Annotated in this window: 13 protein-coding genes and 1 tRNA gene; 10 read left to right on the forward strand and 4 right to left on the reverse strand. The window is 63.2% G+C overall.

Features of this window, described 5'->3' with window-relative positions; translation table 11 throughout:
- Positions 1-83 precede the first annotated feature (83 nt).
- From argE to pnuC, 8 genes are all read left to right on the forward strand, one after another.
- Positions 84-1,256: an acetylornithine deacetylase gene (argE, locus tag ACVC5H_RS11180; RefSeq protein ID WP_489622360.1), complete on the forward strand. Its 1,173-nt coding sequence runs from the start codon at positions 84-86 to the stop codon at positions 1,254-1,256.
- Between the two features lie 292 nt (positions 1,257-1,548).
- Complete coding sequence (locus ACVC5H_RS11185; RefSeq protein WP_489622361.1) at positions 1,549-2,355, forward strand: TatD family hydrolase; 807 nt, start codon at positions 1,549-1,551, stop codon at positions 2,353-2,355.
- Positions 2,355-4,844, forward strand: a complete 2,490-nt coding sequence (locus tag ACVC5H_RS11190; RefSeq protein WP_489622362.1) for a DNA internalization-related competence protein ComEC/Rec2 — start codon at positions 2,355-2,357, stop codon at positions 4,842-4,844. Before ACVC5H_RS11185 ends, ACVC5H_RS11190 begins: the two co-directional genes overlap by 1 nt.
- 116 nt (positions 4,845-4,960) lie before the next feature.
- The gene (locus tag ACVC5H_RS11195; RefSeq protein ID WP_489622363.1) at positions 4,961-5,776 is read left to right on the forward strand and encodes an alpha/beta fold hydrolase; all 816 of its coding nucleotides are present in this window, start codon (positions 4,961-4,963) and stop codon (positions 5,774-5,776) included.
- Positions 5,777-5,958: 182 nt separating this feature from the next.
- Positions 5,959-7,611 carry a CTP synthase gene (pyrG, locus tag ACVC5H_RS11200; protein ID WP_489622364.1) on the forward strand — a complete coding sequence of 551 codons (1,653 nt, stop codon included), beginning with the start codon at positions 5,959-5,961 and terminating at the stop codon, positions 7,609-7,611.
- A gap of 113 nt (positions 7,612-7,724) precedes the next feature.
- On the forward strand, positions 7,725-9,008 hold the full coding sequence (gene eno, locus ACVC5H_RS11205; RefSeq protein ID WP_017450249.1) for a phosphopyruvate hydratase: 1,284 nt from the start codon (positions 7,725-7,727) through the stop codon (positions 9,006-9,008).
- A gap of 53 nt (positions 9,009-9,061) precedes the next feature.
- Positions 9,062-9,454, forward strand: coding sequence for a cell division protein FtsB (gene ftsB, locus ACVC5H_RS11210; protein ID WP_489622365.1), 393 nt, complete (start codon positions 9,062-9,064; stop codon positions 9,452-9,454).
- A 35-nt stretch (positions 9,455-9,489) separates the two neighbouring features.
- On the forward strand, positions 9,490-10,098 hold the full coding sequence (pnuC, locus tag ACVC5H_RS11215; protein WP_489622366.1) for a nicotinamide riboside transporter PnuC: 609 nt from the start codon (positions 9,490-9,492) through the stop codon (positions 10,096-10,098).
- A 6-nt stretch (positions 10,099-10,104) separates the two neighbouring features.
- On the opposite strand, the gene ACVC5H_RS11220 is transcribed toward pnuC, so the two are convergent.
- The 3 genes from ACVC5H_RS11220 to ACVC5H_RS11230 form a co-directional block, all read right to left on the reverse strand.
- Positions 10,105-11,718, reverse strand: coding sequence for a GGDEF domain-containing protein (locus ACVC5H_RS11220; protein ID WP_489622367.1), 1,614 nt, complete (start codon positions 11,716-11,718; stop codon positions 10,105-10,107).
- Positions 11,719-12,009: 291 nt separating this feature from the next.
- A complete protein-coding gene (locus tag ACVC5H_RS11225) occupies positions 12,010-12,663 on the reverse strand; it encodes a response regulator (RefSeq protein ID WP_489622368.1) in 654 nt (217 codons plus the stop codon).
- A gap of 96 nt (positions 12,664-12,759) precedes the next feature.
- Entirely contained in the window at positions 12,760-13,419 is a 660-nt protein-coding gene (locus ACVC5H_RS11230; RefSeq protein ID WP_489622369.1) for a sensor histidine kinase, read from the reverse strand.
- A gap of 207 nt (positions 13,420-13,626) precedes the next feature.
- Here ACVC5H_RS11230 and ACVC5H_RS11235 point away from each other — a divergent pair.
- Positions 13,627-13,703, forward strand: a tRNA-Arg gene (locus ACVC5H_RS11235).
- A gap of 105 nt (positions 13,704-13,808) precedes the next feature.
- Here the strand turns inward: ACVC5H_RS11235 and ACVC5H_RS11240 are convergent.
- Positions 13,809-14,231 (reverse strand): response regulator, encoded by a 423-nt coding sequence (locus ACVC5H_RS11240; protein WP_489622370.1) that lies wholly within the window; start codon positions 14,229-14,231, stop codon positions 13,809-13,811.
- Between the two features lie 457 nt (positions 14,232-14,688).
- On the opposite strand from ACVC5H_RS11240, the gene ACVC5H_RS11245 reads away from it, so the two are divergent.
- Positions 14,689-15,804, forward strand: a complete 1,116-nt coding sequence (locus tag ACVC5H_RS11245) for a patatin-like phospholipase family protein (RefSeq protein WP_489622371.1) — start codon at positions 14,689-14,691, stop codon at positions 15,802-15,804.
- The last annotated feature ends 98 nt before the right edge of the window (positions 15,805-15,902 follow it).

The raw sequence follows: 15,902 nt of genomic DNA on the forward strand, positions 1-15,902 counted from the left end.
CCTGACGCCGCCGTCTTGATGCAAGACGGCGGTGTGCTTTTGATGATACGAATATCTGAACAGATGGACACTGGAGCAACACAATGAACACCCGCCAATGGCTAGAGACCCTGGTCGCCTTTGATACCACCAGCCGCAATTCCAACCTGGAACTGATCACGACCGTGCGTGACAGCCTGCAAAAGCAGGGCATCTCCTCCTGGCTGGCGCACAACAAGGAGCAGACCAAGGCCAACCTGTTCGCCACCTTGCCCGCCACCGCCGGCCCCGATGCCGGCAGCACCGAGGGCGGCATCGTGCTCTCGGGCCACACCGACGTGGTGCCGGTCGATGGCCAGAAATGGGATACCGATCCCTTCACGATCACTGAAAAGGATGGCAGCCTGTACGGCCGTGGCACCTGCGACATGAAGGGTTTCATCGCCACCTCGCTGGCCTTGGTGCCGGAATTCCTGGCCATGCCGCGCGTGAAGCCGATTCACCTGGCCTTCTCCTATGATGAAGAAATCGGCTGCATCGGTGCGCCCGTGATGCTGGAAGAAATCGTCAGGCGCGGCATCAAGGTGGATGGCTGCGTGGTCGGTGAACCCACCAGCATGAACGTGGTGGTGGCGCACAAGGGCATCAACGTGTTTGCCTGCAAGGTGCACGGCAAGTCGGCGCACTCTTCGCTGACCCCGCAGGGCTGCAATGCCATCGAGCACGCCGCTCGCCTGATCTGCGCCATCCGCGATTTTGCCGATGGCTACAAGGCAAATGGCCCCTATGACCAATTCTTCGATGTGCCTTTCAGCACCATGACCACCAATCAGATCCGTGGCGGCATTGCGGTCAACACCATTCCCGAGCTATGTGAATTTACTTACGAATTCCGCAACCTGCCCGGCATGAGCGTGACCGACATCCAGGCCCAGATCGACAAGTACATTGCCGAGGTGTTGCTGCCCAAGATGCGCAGCGAGTTCCCCGAGGCCCGAGTGGAGATCGACAACTTCGCCGGCAGCCCGGCGCTGGAAGCGGTCGAGCAGGCGGCCATCACCGAGCTGGTGCGTGCGCTCACGGGCGACCGCGAAACCCGCAAGGTGGCTTATGGCACCGAGGCGGGGCTGTTCCAGCAGATTGGCATTCCGACCATCGTCTGCGGCCCCGGCGACATCGGCAACGCCCACAAGCCCAACGAGTTCGTCACCTTGTCCCAGATGGAACGCTGCGAGCAGTTCCTGCGCAAGCTGGGCAAGTCGCTGCAGGCGGCGTGATTGCCTTGCACGAGCGATATGAAGGAAATGGAGAGGGCGCGAGTGATCGCGTCCTTTTTTGCATTGATGCCTTTCAGGAAGTCATTCTTTACGATTGTTAATGCCTGAAAGAGGGGGTTAAACGGTACACTCCCGTGTCTGCATCCTGCACGAACAGGATACGCTGTACAAACAACAAGACGCTTCGGGGGAGGCGAGCCGGATCGTACCGGGTAGCGGCTCCCATTGCGTGTGTCGTCATCCGGAACTGGCGCGCAATGTGCCGGTCTTCCGATTTTCGCCAAGCCAGCACATGTGGGTTGATACGCATTGCCATCTCGATGCCGGGGAATTCGGCGCCCGTTCCGCTGCCGTGGCCGCCGAGGCCGCGCAGGCTGGGGTGCGTGCCATCGTCATCCCGGCCATCGCCAGGGCCAACTTCCAGGAAGTCGGCCGGCTGGCGCGCGAGGCCGGCAATGCCGTCTATGCGCTGGGCATTCATCCGCTGTACGTCCCCACGGCCCAGGAATCCGACCTTGAACTGCTGCGCACGGCCGTAGACGATGCGCTGGCAGATCCGCTTTTCGTGGGCATCGGCGAGATCGGCCTGGATTTCTTCGTGCCCGCCCTGAAGGAAACCCCGCTGCGCGAGAAGCAGGAATTCTTCTTTGCCGAACAACTCAAGCTGGCGCGCGACTTTGACCTGCCGGTGCTGCTGCACGTGCGGCGCTCGCAGGACACCATCCTCAAGTACCTGCGCCGCATCCGCGTGACGGGCGGCATCGCCCACGCTTTCAATGGCAGCGACCAGCAGGCCCGTACGTTCGTGGAGCTGGGTTTGCATCTGGGCTTCGGCGGCGCCATGACCTTCCCGCGCTCGCTGCAGATCCGGCGCCTGGCGGCGGAGTTGCCCTTGTCCTCCATCGTACTGGAGACCGATGCGCCGGATATCGCGCCGGCCTGGCGCCATCCCGGGATCAACACGCCTGACCAGATCCCGCGCATCGGCGAGGTTCTGGCCGAACTGCGCCAGTTGCCGCTGCACGACATCGCTGCCGCTACCACGGCCAATGCCCAGGCCGCGCTGCCGCGCCTGGCCCAGGCAGGACTGGCCCTCTGATGCGCGCGCTGATCATCGGTTTTGCCATCGGCGTGGGCTTGCTGCAGGTGCAGGGCCAGTTGCCCGGTATCGAATGGGTTGCGGTCGGGCTGGTGCTTTCCGTGTTGCTGGCCTTCACCGCCTGGAAGTTCTGGCAGCCTTTCCTGCGCGTGCCTTCGCTGCTGACCTGCGGCGCCTGGCTGGGCTTCCTGTGGGCGGCTTCCTTTGCGCTCTATTATCTGGACCAGGAATTGCCGAGCGCTTGGGAAGGGCGTGACATCACCGTCATTGGCACCGTCGCCGACCTGCCCGTGCACAACGAGCAGGGCGTGCGGTTCCGCTTCGACGTGGAGCAGGTGGTGGTGCAGGGCGGCGTGAAACCACCTGTGCCGCCCCGGCTGGCGCTGTCCTGGTACGGCAACCAGCGTTACCAGATGCCGTCCGAAGATGGCGAGCAGGCGGCCCCGCCCCGGCTGGCGGTGCCCGATCTGCGGCCGGGCGAGCGCTGGCGGTTGCAGGTGCGGCTCAAGCGTCCGCATGGCAATGCCAATCCCGATGGCTTCGACTATGAATTGTGGCTGCTGCAGGATGACGTGCGCGCCACCGGCTACGTGGTCGGCCGCCTGGCTGCGGCAGGGGCGCCGGTCACGGCCGTCAACCGGCGCGTCGATTCCTTCGTATGGACGCCTTCCCATGTAATCGACAGTGCACGCGGCTGGCTGCGCGACCGTATCTATGCAGCCTTGCCCGGTGCGCCGTATGCGGGCGTCGTCGCAGCCCTGGTGATGGGTGACCAGCGCGGCATCAACCAGGCTGACTGGACCGTCTTCAACCGCACTGGCATCGGCCACCTGATGGCCATCTCCGGCCTGCACATCACCATGCTGGCGGCCCTGTGCGGCGGCCTGGCGAGCTGGCTGTGGCGGCGGTCCTTCTTTACGGGTGCGCAATTGCCGCTGCGCCTGCCCGCCCAGAAGGTGGCGGTGATCGTGGGCATGCTGGCGGCTTTCCTCTATGTCTTGCTGGCCGGGTTCGGGGTGCCGGCCCAGCGCACGCTTTATATGCTGATCGTGGTCGGCATCGCGTTCTGGCGCGGCCGCATCGTGCGCGTCTCGGTGGTGCAATGCCTGGCGCTGGGACTGGTCCTGCTGCTGGATCCGTGGGCGGTGCTGTGGCCGGGCTTCTGGCTGTCTTTCGGGGCGGTGGCGCTGCTGCTGTATGGTTCGGTGGGCCGCATGCAGCCGCCGCAGGCTATGGCCGCGGCCGCTTCGCGCAAGCACTGGTGGCCGGCGCTGCTGCAGCGGATCAAGGAAGCCGGCTACGCCCAATATGTGGTGACACTGGGGCTGGTGCCGTTGACGATGCTGCTGTTCGGGCAGTATTCCCTGGTCAGCCCGATTGCCAATGCGGTGGCCATTCCGTTGGTCTCGCTGGTGATCACGCCGCTGGCCCTGCTGGGCAGCATCTTGCCGGCGGTGCTGGCGCAATTCGTCCTGCAGGTGCCGCATCAGTTGCTGGCATGGCTGGCTGAATTCCTGCAGGCCTTGAATGACATGCCCTGGGCGGTCTGGCAAACGCCGCTGCCCAGCGCCTGGATGTTCGCACTGGCCCTGGGCGGCACCTTGCTGGTGCTGGCGCCGCGCGGCTGGCCGGTGCGCTGGCTGGGCCTGTTCGGCTGGCTGCCGCTGCTGCTCAATGCGCCGGTGGCGCCGGCCGAGGGCAGCATGCGCGTGACCGCCTTCGACGTCGGCCAGGGCATGGCAGTGCTGGTGGAAACGCCGGGCCATCGCCTGCTCTACGACACCGGCCCCTATTACACCCCCGACTCGGACGGGGCCACGCGGGTGATCCTGCCTTACCTGCGCGCGCGCGGCATCGATCGCCTGGACCGCGTGGTGATCTCGCACAATGACAATGACCATTCCGGTGGGGCCCTGTCTATCTTCAAGCAACTGCCGGTGGCGAGCGTCTATTCCTCGCTGGCCCCGGACAGCCCCATCCTGCGTGCCGCGCCCGAGCATACACGCTGCCAGGCCGGGCAATCCTGGAACTGGGATGGTATCGGTTTCACCGTCCTGCATCCGCAGGCGGCCAGCTATGACAGCGACAAATGGCGACCGAACGCCCTCAGTTGCGTGCTGAAGGTGCAGATTGGCCGACAGTCGATCCTGCTGGCCGGCGATATCGAGGCGGTCCAGGAGGATGAACTGGTCAACGGCCCGCTGGCCGAGCGCCTGCCATCCACCGTATTGCTGGCACCGCATCACGGTAGCGGCACCTCGTCCACCGAGCCCTTCCTGCGGGCGGTGCGGCCGGAGCTGGCGATTTTCCAGGTCGGCTATCGCAACCGTTTCAATCACCCCAACCCAGAAGTGGTTGAACGTTATGGCCGCCTTGGCATCCGCCGCCTGCGCACCGACGAGACCGGTGCACTGATCATGACGATGGGGGACCAGTTGCAGGTGGAACAATACCGCAAGCAGCACGCCCGTTACTGGTACGGGCATTGAGGGGCGGGGCCGCTTCGGCGCGGCCCGGATGCGCATTTCGCCATGCGGGAAAATAGCACGCTCGCGGCGCTGGCCGTTTTGCTATGCTGCCGCCATTGCCTAGCCTGTGCCTGTCCATGAGCCTTCCCATCCTTCATTTCGCCCACGCCAACAGTTATCCGGCGGGGACTTACGGCATGTTCTTCGAACAGTTGCGCGCCCATTATGATGTACGCGCCTTGCCGATCCATGCCCACAATCCGCGTTTTCCGGTCGATGACGGCTGGCGTACGCTGGCCCGCGAACTGCGCGAGGAACTGGAGCGCAGTTATACGGCGCCGGTGATCCTGGTCGGCCATTCCATGGGCGGCATCCTGGCGCTCATGGCTGCGCGCAAGCGCCCGGCGCTGGTGCGTTGCGTGGTGCTGCTGGATTCGCCCATCGTGGCGGGCTGGCGTGCACATGTTCTGCGGCTGGCCAAGCTGCTCAAGATTGAAAGCCGGCATTCGCCCTCGGTGGCCTCGGCGCGCCGCCGGGATACCTGGCCCGACATGGAGGCGGCCTACCAGCACTACGCCGCCAAGGCCTTGTTCGCGGCCTGGCCGCAGCAGGTGCTGCGCGACTACGTGCAGCATGGGCTGGTGGCCCAGCCCGGTGGAGGGGTGCGCCTGCGCTTCTCGCGCGAGACCGAAACCCAGGTCTATCGCACCATTCCCCATCATCTGGGCCGCCTGGCGCGCCAGCCTTATCCCTTGCCGGTGGGCTTCGTCGGCGGCATCGATTCGGTGGAGTGCCGCATGGCCGGACTGGACGCCACCCGGCGTCTGGTCGGCCGGCATTTCCGCCAGATTGCGGGCGGCCACCTGTTCCCGATGGAGTCGCCCGTGGAGGCGGCCCAGGCCACGCACGACATGATCGTGCAGCTGTTGCAGGGCAGGGTGCAGGCGGTTTGACGGTGAGGGCGCTGAACCAATCTTCTTGGCCGATGGTCAAGAGGCAAGCGCCCGGAGCGTGCATGTTTTCCTGCTGCAAGTTTGTCGACGTACAGACACTTATCGCAGGGAGTCTTAAAAAACGAGCGCATTTTGGGGTATAATTTGAATTTCCCGCATGTGCCGTTCGGCACTCATCTGTAATGACCAAGTTTGTATTTGTCACTGGCGGCGTCGTGTCTTCCCTCGGTAAAGGGATTGCCGCCGCGTCCCTAGCTGCGATCCTCGAATCGCGCGGCCTCAAAGTCACCCTCCTCAAGCTCGATCCCTACATCAACGTCGACCCCGGCACGATGAGCCCGTTGCAGCACGGTGAAGTGTTCGTCACCGACGACGGCGCCGAGACCGACCTGGACCTGGGCCACTACGAGCGCTTCATTTCGGCCAAGATGAAGAAGGTGAACAATTTCACCACCGGCCAGGTGTATGAATCGGTGATCCGCAAGGAACGCCGTGGCGAATACCTGGGCAAGACCGTCCAGGTCATCCCGCACATCACCAACGAGATCCAGGAATTCATCCATCGCGGCGCCGAAGGCTTTGAAGTGGCGCTGGTGGAAATCGGCGGCACCGTCGGCGACATCGAGTCGCTGCCCTTCCTGGAAGCCGCGCGCCAGTTGAGCCTGCGCTCCGGCCGCAACGCCACCGCCTTCGTGCACCTGACCCTGGTGCCCTACCTAGCCTCGGCTGGCGAACTCAAGACCAAGCCCACCCAGCACAGCGTGCAGAAGCTGCGCGAGATCGGCATCTTGCCCGACGCGCTCTTGTGCCGTGCCGACCGCCGCATTCCTGACGACGAACGCGACAAGATCTCGCTGTTCTCCAACGTCGCCGCCGATGCCGTCATCTCGGTGTGGGATGCCGACACCATCTACAAGATCCCGCAGATGCTGCACGACCAGGGCCTGGACACCATCATCTGCGAAAAGCTGGGCCTCTCGCCCAAGCCGGCCGACCTGTCGATGTGGGACAAGCTGATCGACGCGCAAAACAACCCGTCGCATGAAGTCACCATCGGCATGGTCGGCAAGTATGTCGACCTGACCGAATCCTACAAGTCGCTCACCGAAGCGCTGCGCCACGCCGGCATCCACACCGGCAGCCGCGTCAATATCGAATACCTGGATTCGGAAGAGATCGAAGCCAACGGCACCGACAGCCTGGCCAAGTACGATGCCATTCTGGTGCCGGGTGGTTTCGGCAAGCGCGGCGTGGAAGGCAAGATCGCCGCCGCCCGCTATGCCCGCGAAAACAAGGTTCCTTACCTGGGCATCTGCCTGGGCATGCAAGTGGCGCTGCTGGAATATGCGCGCAACAAGGCCGGCCTGTCCAAGGCCAATTCGACCGAGTTCGATCCGGATACCGAGCAACCGGTGGTCGCCCTGATCGATGAATGGCAGAACCATGACGGCAAGGTCGAGCGCCGCGATGCCAACTCCGACCTGGGCGGCACCATGCGCCTGGGTGCGCAGACCTGTGCGGTCAAGCCGGGTACCCTGGCTGCCGAAATCTACGGCGACAGCGTGACCGAACGTCACCGCCATCGCTATGAAGCCAACAACTTCTACCTCGGCCGTGTGGAAGAGGCGGGCATGATCGTCTCGGCCCGTACCCCGAGCGAAGACCTGTGCGAAATCATGGAACTGCCGCGTACCGGCGAGAACGCCCACCCGTTCTACATCGGTGTGCAGTACCACCCGGAGTTCAAGTCCACTCCGCGTGACGGCCATCCGCTGTTCATTTCGTACATCCGCGCGGCACTGGCGCATCATGCGGCGTTGAAGGGCCAGGCATAATCTGCCGGCCAGGTGCATGAAACGGCTGCCGTCGGGCGGCCGTTTCAACATGGGCGCCCCGGCCACCGGGCCTGCACCCGCCCACCATTTTTAAAACCTGATGGAGATCTGGAATGAGTGCAATCGTTGATATTATCGGCCGCGAAGTGATCGATTCGCGCGGCAATCCCACCGTCGAATGCGACGTGCTGCTGGAATCGGGCGTACTGGGCCGCGCTGCCGTGCCTTCGGGCGCATCCACCGGTTCGCGCGAAGCGATCGAACTGCGTGACGGCGACAAGAGCCGCTACTTCGGCAAGGGGGTGCTGCAAGCCTGCGAAAACATCAACACCGAGATCTCGGAAGCCATCATGGGCCTGGACGCCAATGAGCAAGCCTTCCTGGACCGCACCCTGATCGACCTGGACGGCACCGAGAACAAGAGCCGCCTGGGCGCCAACGCCATGCTGGCCGTCTCGATGGCCGTGGCCAAGGCTGCCGCTGAAGAATCGGGCCTGCCGCTGTATCGCTACTTCGGCGGCAGCGGTTCCATGCAGATGCCGGTGCCGATGATGAACGTCATCAACGGCGGCGCCCATGCCGACAACAACCTGGACATCCAGGAATTCATGATCATCCCGGTGGGCGCACCGAGCTTCCGTGAAGCCCTGCGCTACGGCGCCGAGGTGTTCCACACCCTGAAGAAGATCCTGCACGATCGCGGCCTGGCCACTTCGGTCGGTGACGAAGGCGGCTTCGCCCCCAACGTCTCCAGCCACGAAGAAGCCATCAAGCTGATCATCGAAGCCATCGAGAAGGCCGGTTACGAGCCGGGTACGCAAGTTGCCCTGGGCCTGGACTGCGCTGCCTCCGAATACTACAAGGACGGCAACTACCACCTGGCCGGTGAAAACATGGTGCTGACCCCGGCCCAGAAGACGGGTCTGCTGGCTTCCTGGTGCGACAAGTACCCCATCATCAGCATCGAAGACGGCATGGCCGAGAACGACTGGGCCGGCTGGAAGCTGCTGACCGAAACCCTGGGCAAGAAGGTCCAGCTGGTGGGTGACGACCTGTTCGTCACCAACACCAAGATCCTGAAGGAAGGCATCGACAAGGGCATCGCCAACTCGATCCTGATCAAGATCAACCAGATCGGCACCCTGACCGAGACCTTCGCTGCCATCGAAATGGCCAAGCGTGCCGGCTACACTGCCGTGATCTCGCACCGTTCGGGCGAAACCGAAGACTCGACCATCGCCGATATCGCTGTTGGCATGAACGCGCTGCAGATCAAGACCGGCTCGATGTCGCGTTCGGACCGCATGGCCAAGTACAACCAGCTGCTGCGTATCGAAGAAGACCTGGGCGACATCGCCAGCTATCCCGGCCGCGCTGCGTTCTACAACCTGAAGTAAGAAGCTTGCGGCGCCCACCCCAAAGGCAGGCGCCGCATTGAGAGCTCCCGGCTATGCGCCTGATCATCCTTTGCCTGTCCTTCCTGCTGGTCGTGATCCAGTATCCGCTCTGGCTGGGCAAGGGCGGCTGGTTCAAGGTCTGGGAGCTCGACCGCCAGGTACAACTGGCGCACAAGAAGAATGACGAACTCAAGGAACGCAACGCCAAGCTGGCCTCTGAAGTGGACGACCTGAAGCAGTCCAAGGGGGCGGTGGAAGAGCGTGCGCGTTTCGAGCTGGGCATGATCAAGCAGAACGAAGTGTTCATCCAGCTGCTCGATGGCAGTTCCGGCAAGCCTGCCTCTGCCGTCAATCCCAATCCCTACATGCCCGGTTCCGGGCAGCCTGGCAGTGTCTCCGTTCCCGCCAATGCGCCGGCTGCGTCCAGTCACGTCGCCAGCCGCTGACGCGTCACTTCCCTGTCCAATCTGCCTGTGGCTGCATGAGTCTTGATACCCCGCTGAACTGGTTTGGCCTGACCACGACGCCCCTGGAGCTGGTCTCCTTCGCGCTGGCCGTCATCACGGTCTGGCTCAATATCGCCCAGAACCATTGGGCGTGGCTCTTTTCCATCCTGTCTTCCCTGCTGTATGCGGCCGTGTTTGCCGATGCCCGCCTGTATGGCGATGCCGGCCTGCAGTTCGTCTTCGTGGCGGTCTCGGTGTGGGGCTGGTACCAGTGGCTGCGCGGCGGCGAGCAGCACCGGCCGCTTCAGGTCTCCACCCTGGCCGCGCGTGGCTGGTGGCTGATGGCCCTGGTCTGGCTGGCGGGGTGGGCGGTGCTGTCCTGGTTCCTGCGGCACTATACCGACACGGACGTGCCGCACATGGATGGCTTCCTGACCGCAGGCAGCCTGGTCGGGCAATTCCTGCTCTCGCGCAAGAAGCTGGAAAACTGGCTGGTGTGGATGGCAGTCGATGTGCTCTACGTGGGCTTGTATCTGTACAAGCACCTGATGCTTACTGCCATCCTCTATGCATTGTTCGTGGTGATGGCGGCGGCCGGCTGGCGCAGCTGGCGACGCACCCGGGGCAACGCCGGAGCAGCCTGACCCAGCTCAAGCGTCCGGCGGCGCGGCCGGAGGCGGCTCGGCAAAGACGATGCGGTTCTTGCCGGCGTTCTTGGCCTTGTACAGTGCCACGTCGGCGCGTTTGAGCACCTCGGCCTGCGACTCGCCCGGGTGATACAGCGCCAGCCCGGCGCTGAAGGTGATGAGCAGGCGCTGGCTTTCATGCATGAAGATGCGCTTGGTCAGCTCGCGCTGCACGCGGGTGATGATCTGCACCGCATCCTGGGGCTCGGTCTCGGGCATGAGGACCACGAACTCCTCGCCGCCGAAGCGGGCGATCACATCCAGGCGGCGCAGGGTTTCGCGGATCACCTGGACCAGGTGGACCAGCACTTCGTCGCCGGTGGCGTGGCCGTGGGTATCGTTGATGCGCTTGAAATCATCCAGGTCCAGCAAGGCCACGCACAGCGGTGTTTCGCGGCGCAGCGCGTTGGCGATCTCGCGGTCCAGCGATTCGTCCATGCCGCGCCGGTTCAGGCTGCCCGTCAACTGGTCCTCGCGCACCAGTTCACCCATCTGCAGCAATTGCTGCTCCAGCGCCTGGATGCGGTCCTCGGCCTTTTCCACTTCCTGGCGCGCATCTTCCATGGCGTCGCGCGAGCGGGTGGCTTCTTCCTGGGCCTTCTGCGTCTCGGTCATGATCTCGCTGAGCACGCTGTTGAGGTCGGCGATGTTGCCGGCCTGGCTGATCTGCTGCGAGAAGCCGCGAATGGTGCGCTGGTAGTTGTCGGTGGTGGAGACCATGGCCGAGAGCCGGTCCACGAAGGTCAGCATCATGTTCTTGACCACCACCTTTTCCTCGGACAGGGTGTTCTTCAGCAAGCCCTGCTTGTAGATCACTTCCTTGAGGTTCTTGGTGGCATCGGCCAGCGAAGTGCTGCTCAGCGGACCCGCGATCAGGCTTTGCACCGTCTCGATCTGGCTCGACAGCCAGGAGCCCTGTTCCAGCAAGCCATTGATGTTTTCCAGCAGCAGCTGGAACAGGCGCATCAGCAATTCCTGCTGCTGGGCCATGTCGTCGGTCTTGAGCTCGATCTGGAAGCTCAGTTGCTTGACGCGGGTGATGATGTCGTTCATCGCCTGCTCGGAAAATGCCATCTTCAGATCCTGGCCGCTGTTGCGCGATTCGGTGGCCAGTTCCGGTGCGGTCGAGAGCAGCGAGGGCAGGTTGAAGACCAGGATACGGGCCAGCATTTCGCGCAGCATCTTCTCTTTGACGCTATCGCGGATGAACTGGCGTTCCAGGTCGATCGGGACCAGCTCGCCGTGGGGCACGACGGGCTTGGGCGGCACGATGGGGCGGCTTTGCCAGTTGGCGTCGGCAAATTCGATCAGCTGGCGCTCGAATTCGGGCCAGTCACCATTCTCGCGCGCACGGACCAGGCGTGTGCCCAGCAAGCCGTTTTCGCCCGGCTGGCGCGAGAGCTTGGTGGCGAAAGCGCCCAGGACCGACTCGGCGTTCACGCCCGGCGACCCGCCCTGGATCTCTTCATACGCAGTGCGGTAGGCATCCGGGGTGGGCGAAATGCGCCGCGCCCCGAGCCGCTGGAAAGCTTCTCGGGCAATCTCGACAGGCGTGAGCGAGGTCGGTTTCTTGGACATGCCGGCTGACTGTATTGTTGGTGTGGTTCTCGGTGTGCCACGGGGAACTGCTGACGGTATCGGCGCAGGCAGGTACGGCTTGAATGCGCCCGCTACCGTCATCATCGCGCCAGACACGGCCTGGTCTCCCCCCCCTGCAGCCGGATCCGTTGCCGGTCTCCCGGTGGGGAGAAGCAAAATGACAACGAATTGTACGTCAGCGCCTGTTTTCTGGATGCATTTAATAGGAGGAGAAAACCCCCTTTTCAGCAAGAAATCCAGGTTTTCCGGTCCGCTGCCTGGGCCGCGGGCTTATTCCACGAGGTTGTTCTTGAGTGCGTAGTGGGTCAGCTCGGCGTTGTGGCGCATCTTCATCTTGGTCAGCACCCGCGAGCGATACATGCTGATGGTCTTGACCGACAGCAGCAGCTCGGCGGCGATGTCGCTGACGGTCTTGCCGGAGGCGATCATGACCATGGTCTGGTATTCGCGGTCCGAGAGGGTTTCATGCAGGGGCGTGTCGTGGTCGAAGCCGATCTGGTTGGCCAGCTCCTGCGCTAGCGAGGGGCTGACGTACTTGCGGCCGGCGGCGGCCTGGCGGATCGCCGCCAGCAGTTCGCCCGGACTGGCCTGCTTGTTGAGGAAGCCGGCTGCGCCCGCCTTGAGCGAGCGGATGGCGTACTGGTCTTCGCGGTGGATGGACAGGATCAGCACCGGCAGGTCCGGCTGTTCCTTGCGGATCTGCTTGAGAATGTCGATGCCGCTGCGGTCGGGCAGCACGATGTCCAGCAGCATGACGTCGCCGTTGCCTTCGCGGGCCAGCTTGATGGCTTCCAGTCCATTGGCGGCATTGCCGGCCACGACGATATCCTTGCTGCCGGCGCAGATCTGGCGCAGGCCTTCACGCACGATGGCGTGGTCATCAGCGATCAGCACTTTGATGGCGGCGGTGGCTTTCTTGCTCATGGGTGGACTGCGAAACTCCTCTGGACTGGCGTGCTTCAGGTCTTCACGCCCGGGCTGATGGACCGGCCGGGCGAGGGCGTATTCTATAGTGTTCGTTCAGTGTGCGACAGGCATGTCCACCCGCACCACCGTGCCGCCGCCCGGGCGCGGCGCCAGCACCAGGCTGCCGCCCAGTGCCTGCGCGCGTTGGCGCATGTTGGCCAGGCCCTGGCCGGTCCTGCCACCTCGGGGTACTCGCTCCGGATCGAAGCCGCTGCCATCGTCGGCCACGCTCAGGTGCAGCCGCTCGCCTTCGGTGTACAGGCGGACCTCGATACGGCGGGCATGGGCATGGCGTGCCGCGTTGTTGAGGGCTTCGCGCAGGATGCGCAGCAGGCTCAGGACCACGAATTCATCGCCGCTTTGCAGCCCGGGGTCGCACTGCAGTTTGCAGTCCAGGCCGCTCTGGCGGCTGAAATGGCGGCACTGCCAGGTCAGTGCATCGACCAGCCCGAACTCCACGATGGCCGGATGCAGATCGTCGATGATGCGCTCCATGCCTTCGCTGGCCTGCTGCAGCAATTGCCCGGCGTAGTCGGCCTGGGCCTGCCAGGGATGTTTTTCCCGGGCCAGCTGTTCGCGTAGTTGGCCCAGCGCCATCCCGATGCCGGTCAGTTGTGCGCCCAGTTCATCGTGCAGGTCGCGGGCGATGCGGGTGCGTTCTTCTTCGCGGATGCGCTGCGCTTGCGATGGATCGAAAGGTGACGGGGCGGACATGGAAGGGGTGGTTGGAGGGCGATATGAACAAGGCTTCATCATAGCCGCCCGGAAGAGCCGGGTCATCTGTCACGTGCAAACGGGCTGATGAAGAACCAGGCAGAAAAATGGGAAGCTGTGTTGTCGGCCGAGATGGCTCCCTCAGTAAAAAAAGAGGCCAAGGGGGCTATTCAAATGACAAAACATGCTGCTATAATTTTGTTTTTCGCGGCTGTAGCTCAGCTGGATAGAGTACTTGGCTACGAACCAAGGGGTCGTGGGTTCGATTCCTGCCAGCCGCACCAGATATAAAGGGTCCATCGAAAGATGGGCCCTTTTGTCTTTTCTGCTTCCGTTTTCTTCACTTCAATCATGCTTCAGCTGAAGCTCTCGGCGCTGGCGCCCCGGCGTCAGCCCGGCTGTGCTGCCAGCCAGTGGTTCACGGTCTGGTTGACCAGTTGCATGAATTCGCGCGCATCCACCGGCTTGACCAGATAGTCATTGGCGCCCGCTTCCCGCGAGCGCCTGGCATCGGTCTCGTCGTAGGAGGTGGCGAACATGATGACCGGCAGGGCGCGCGTATGCGGCTGGCTGCGCAGCATGTGCAACAGATCCACGCCTTCCATGCGCGGCAAGCGGGGTTCCAGCAGGATCAGGCAGGGCAGGGTCTCGGGATGGTGCTGTGCGTGCGGACTGAAGAGCGATTCCATGGCCCGTTCCGCATCCTCGAACCAGCCGAAGTCGCACTCCAGCTTGCTGCGCCAAAGGCTGAAGCGCGCCAGTTCCACCGACTCAGGACTGGGATCGACCATCAATATGCTGGGGCGGGACATGCGTTATGTGCGGAACTGGGTATTGTTTTTTGAATGTTGCATTTCTGGTTTTCGGCAAGTTTGACATAGCAGGGTGCAGAAATCCATTGCTGAATGCGCCTGCCAGCCCGGTGCTGCCTGAGTCGGCGCTGTATGAAGGCGGTCCTGAAGTGCTAGCGCCATAGCGCAGTGAGCTTACGTGATAATTACAAACCAAGCGTGAGTGCTTGCCATCTTGTCCATTTGCCGCGTTCGGCGGCAGCGCTGCGGCGTCATTCAATTTCTGAATGCCAGATATGCGCGAATAAAATCTCGCAGTGCAGCATTTCAACGTTGCCGCTCGGCTATATTTCTGATCATTCGAGTCAATGTAAAGACGCTTCACGTCGGAGCAGTCATTGTTCCCACGACAGCGGGGCTGCTGTTGCATCGCATCAAAATCCGGCGCAACGCCGCCAAAGTCAACAAGGGGAGTGCAATGAAGGGGTCGCCACGACGCAACAGAAAGGCGCTGGTCATCGGGGGCGGGGCGCCCAATTCGACCTTGATCGCCGGGGCATTGGCAGCATTTCTCGCCGAAGGGGTGGAGTTCGACGTCATCTCGGCGTCCGGTGCCGGTGTGCTCATGGGACTGCTGGCCACGGCACCGCGCGATGCCTCGCCGCAGGACGCGTTGATGCAATGGGCCGAGGTGGGGGTGGCCGACAGCATCTACAAGCTTTTCCCGGTCAATTACAAGGTGTTCAAGAAGCCTGGTGCCCAGGCCGAGAGCTATCGCGAGTCCATGCTGGCGCAGATGCAGCAGTTGCCGGGGCTGGCCGCTTCGCCCTTTGCGGCGCTCTTCACCCAGCACTTTGCTGAAGCATCGGCCAAGTGGAATGACTGGATGCATTTGATGATGTCGGCCTTGTCGCCCTCGGATCTGCATTCGGGCAGCCTGGGTCTGTGCGCCCATTTGCCTTTCCTGGAGCAGTCCATCGACTTTTCGGCGGTGCCGCGCATGGCGCCCGAGTTCTACATCAACGCCTACAATCTCGACCGCCACCGCATGCAGATCTGGAGCAAGGATCAGATCACCCCGGCGCACGTACGGGCCTCGCTGTCCTTCCCCTTCCTGTATGCGCCCACCGAGATCGAGGGCGAGCATTACATCGAGGGGGCCGCCCTCGATACTCTCAATTTCACGCCCTTCATCGCCGATCCCGCCACCGGCGTGGCGCCGGCCGGGGAGGTCGATACCCTGGTGGTGCTGGATATCCTGGGCGAGGACCGCCTCATCCGCAAGCCCCGCAATCTCTATGATGCCTGGGTGCGTTCGATCATCACGCCCCTGGTCAAGATTTCGCAGGCCGAGCAGCGCCTCTTCGAGCTGGAACACAATCGCGATCCCGCCACGGGCGCGCCCTTGCGCCAGGTGCTCAAGGTCGACCTGATGGCCGGCGTGCCGCAGGATCACTGGCCGCAGGTGCTGGACTGGTCGGCTTCCAACATGCAGCTGTTGTTCGGCGTGGGCTATCGCGCCGGGGTGGATTTCTGTCGCCAGCACGGCGAGCTGCTCGGGGCCGGTCTGCAGGAGGCGCCGCTGGCGGCGTGATTCAGCGGCCGGCTCAACGGGCCTGTTTCTTCATCTTGTTTTCCAGTTCTTTGGCTGAACCCGCGCGCTGCGGTGCGCTTCTTTTCCCTCGGTGAATT

This window comes from Herbaspirillum sp. Her3 (assembly GCF_057961275.1).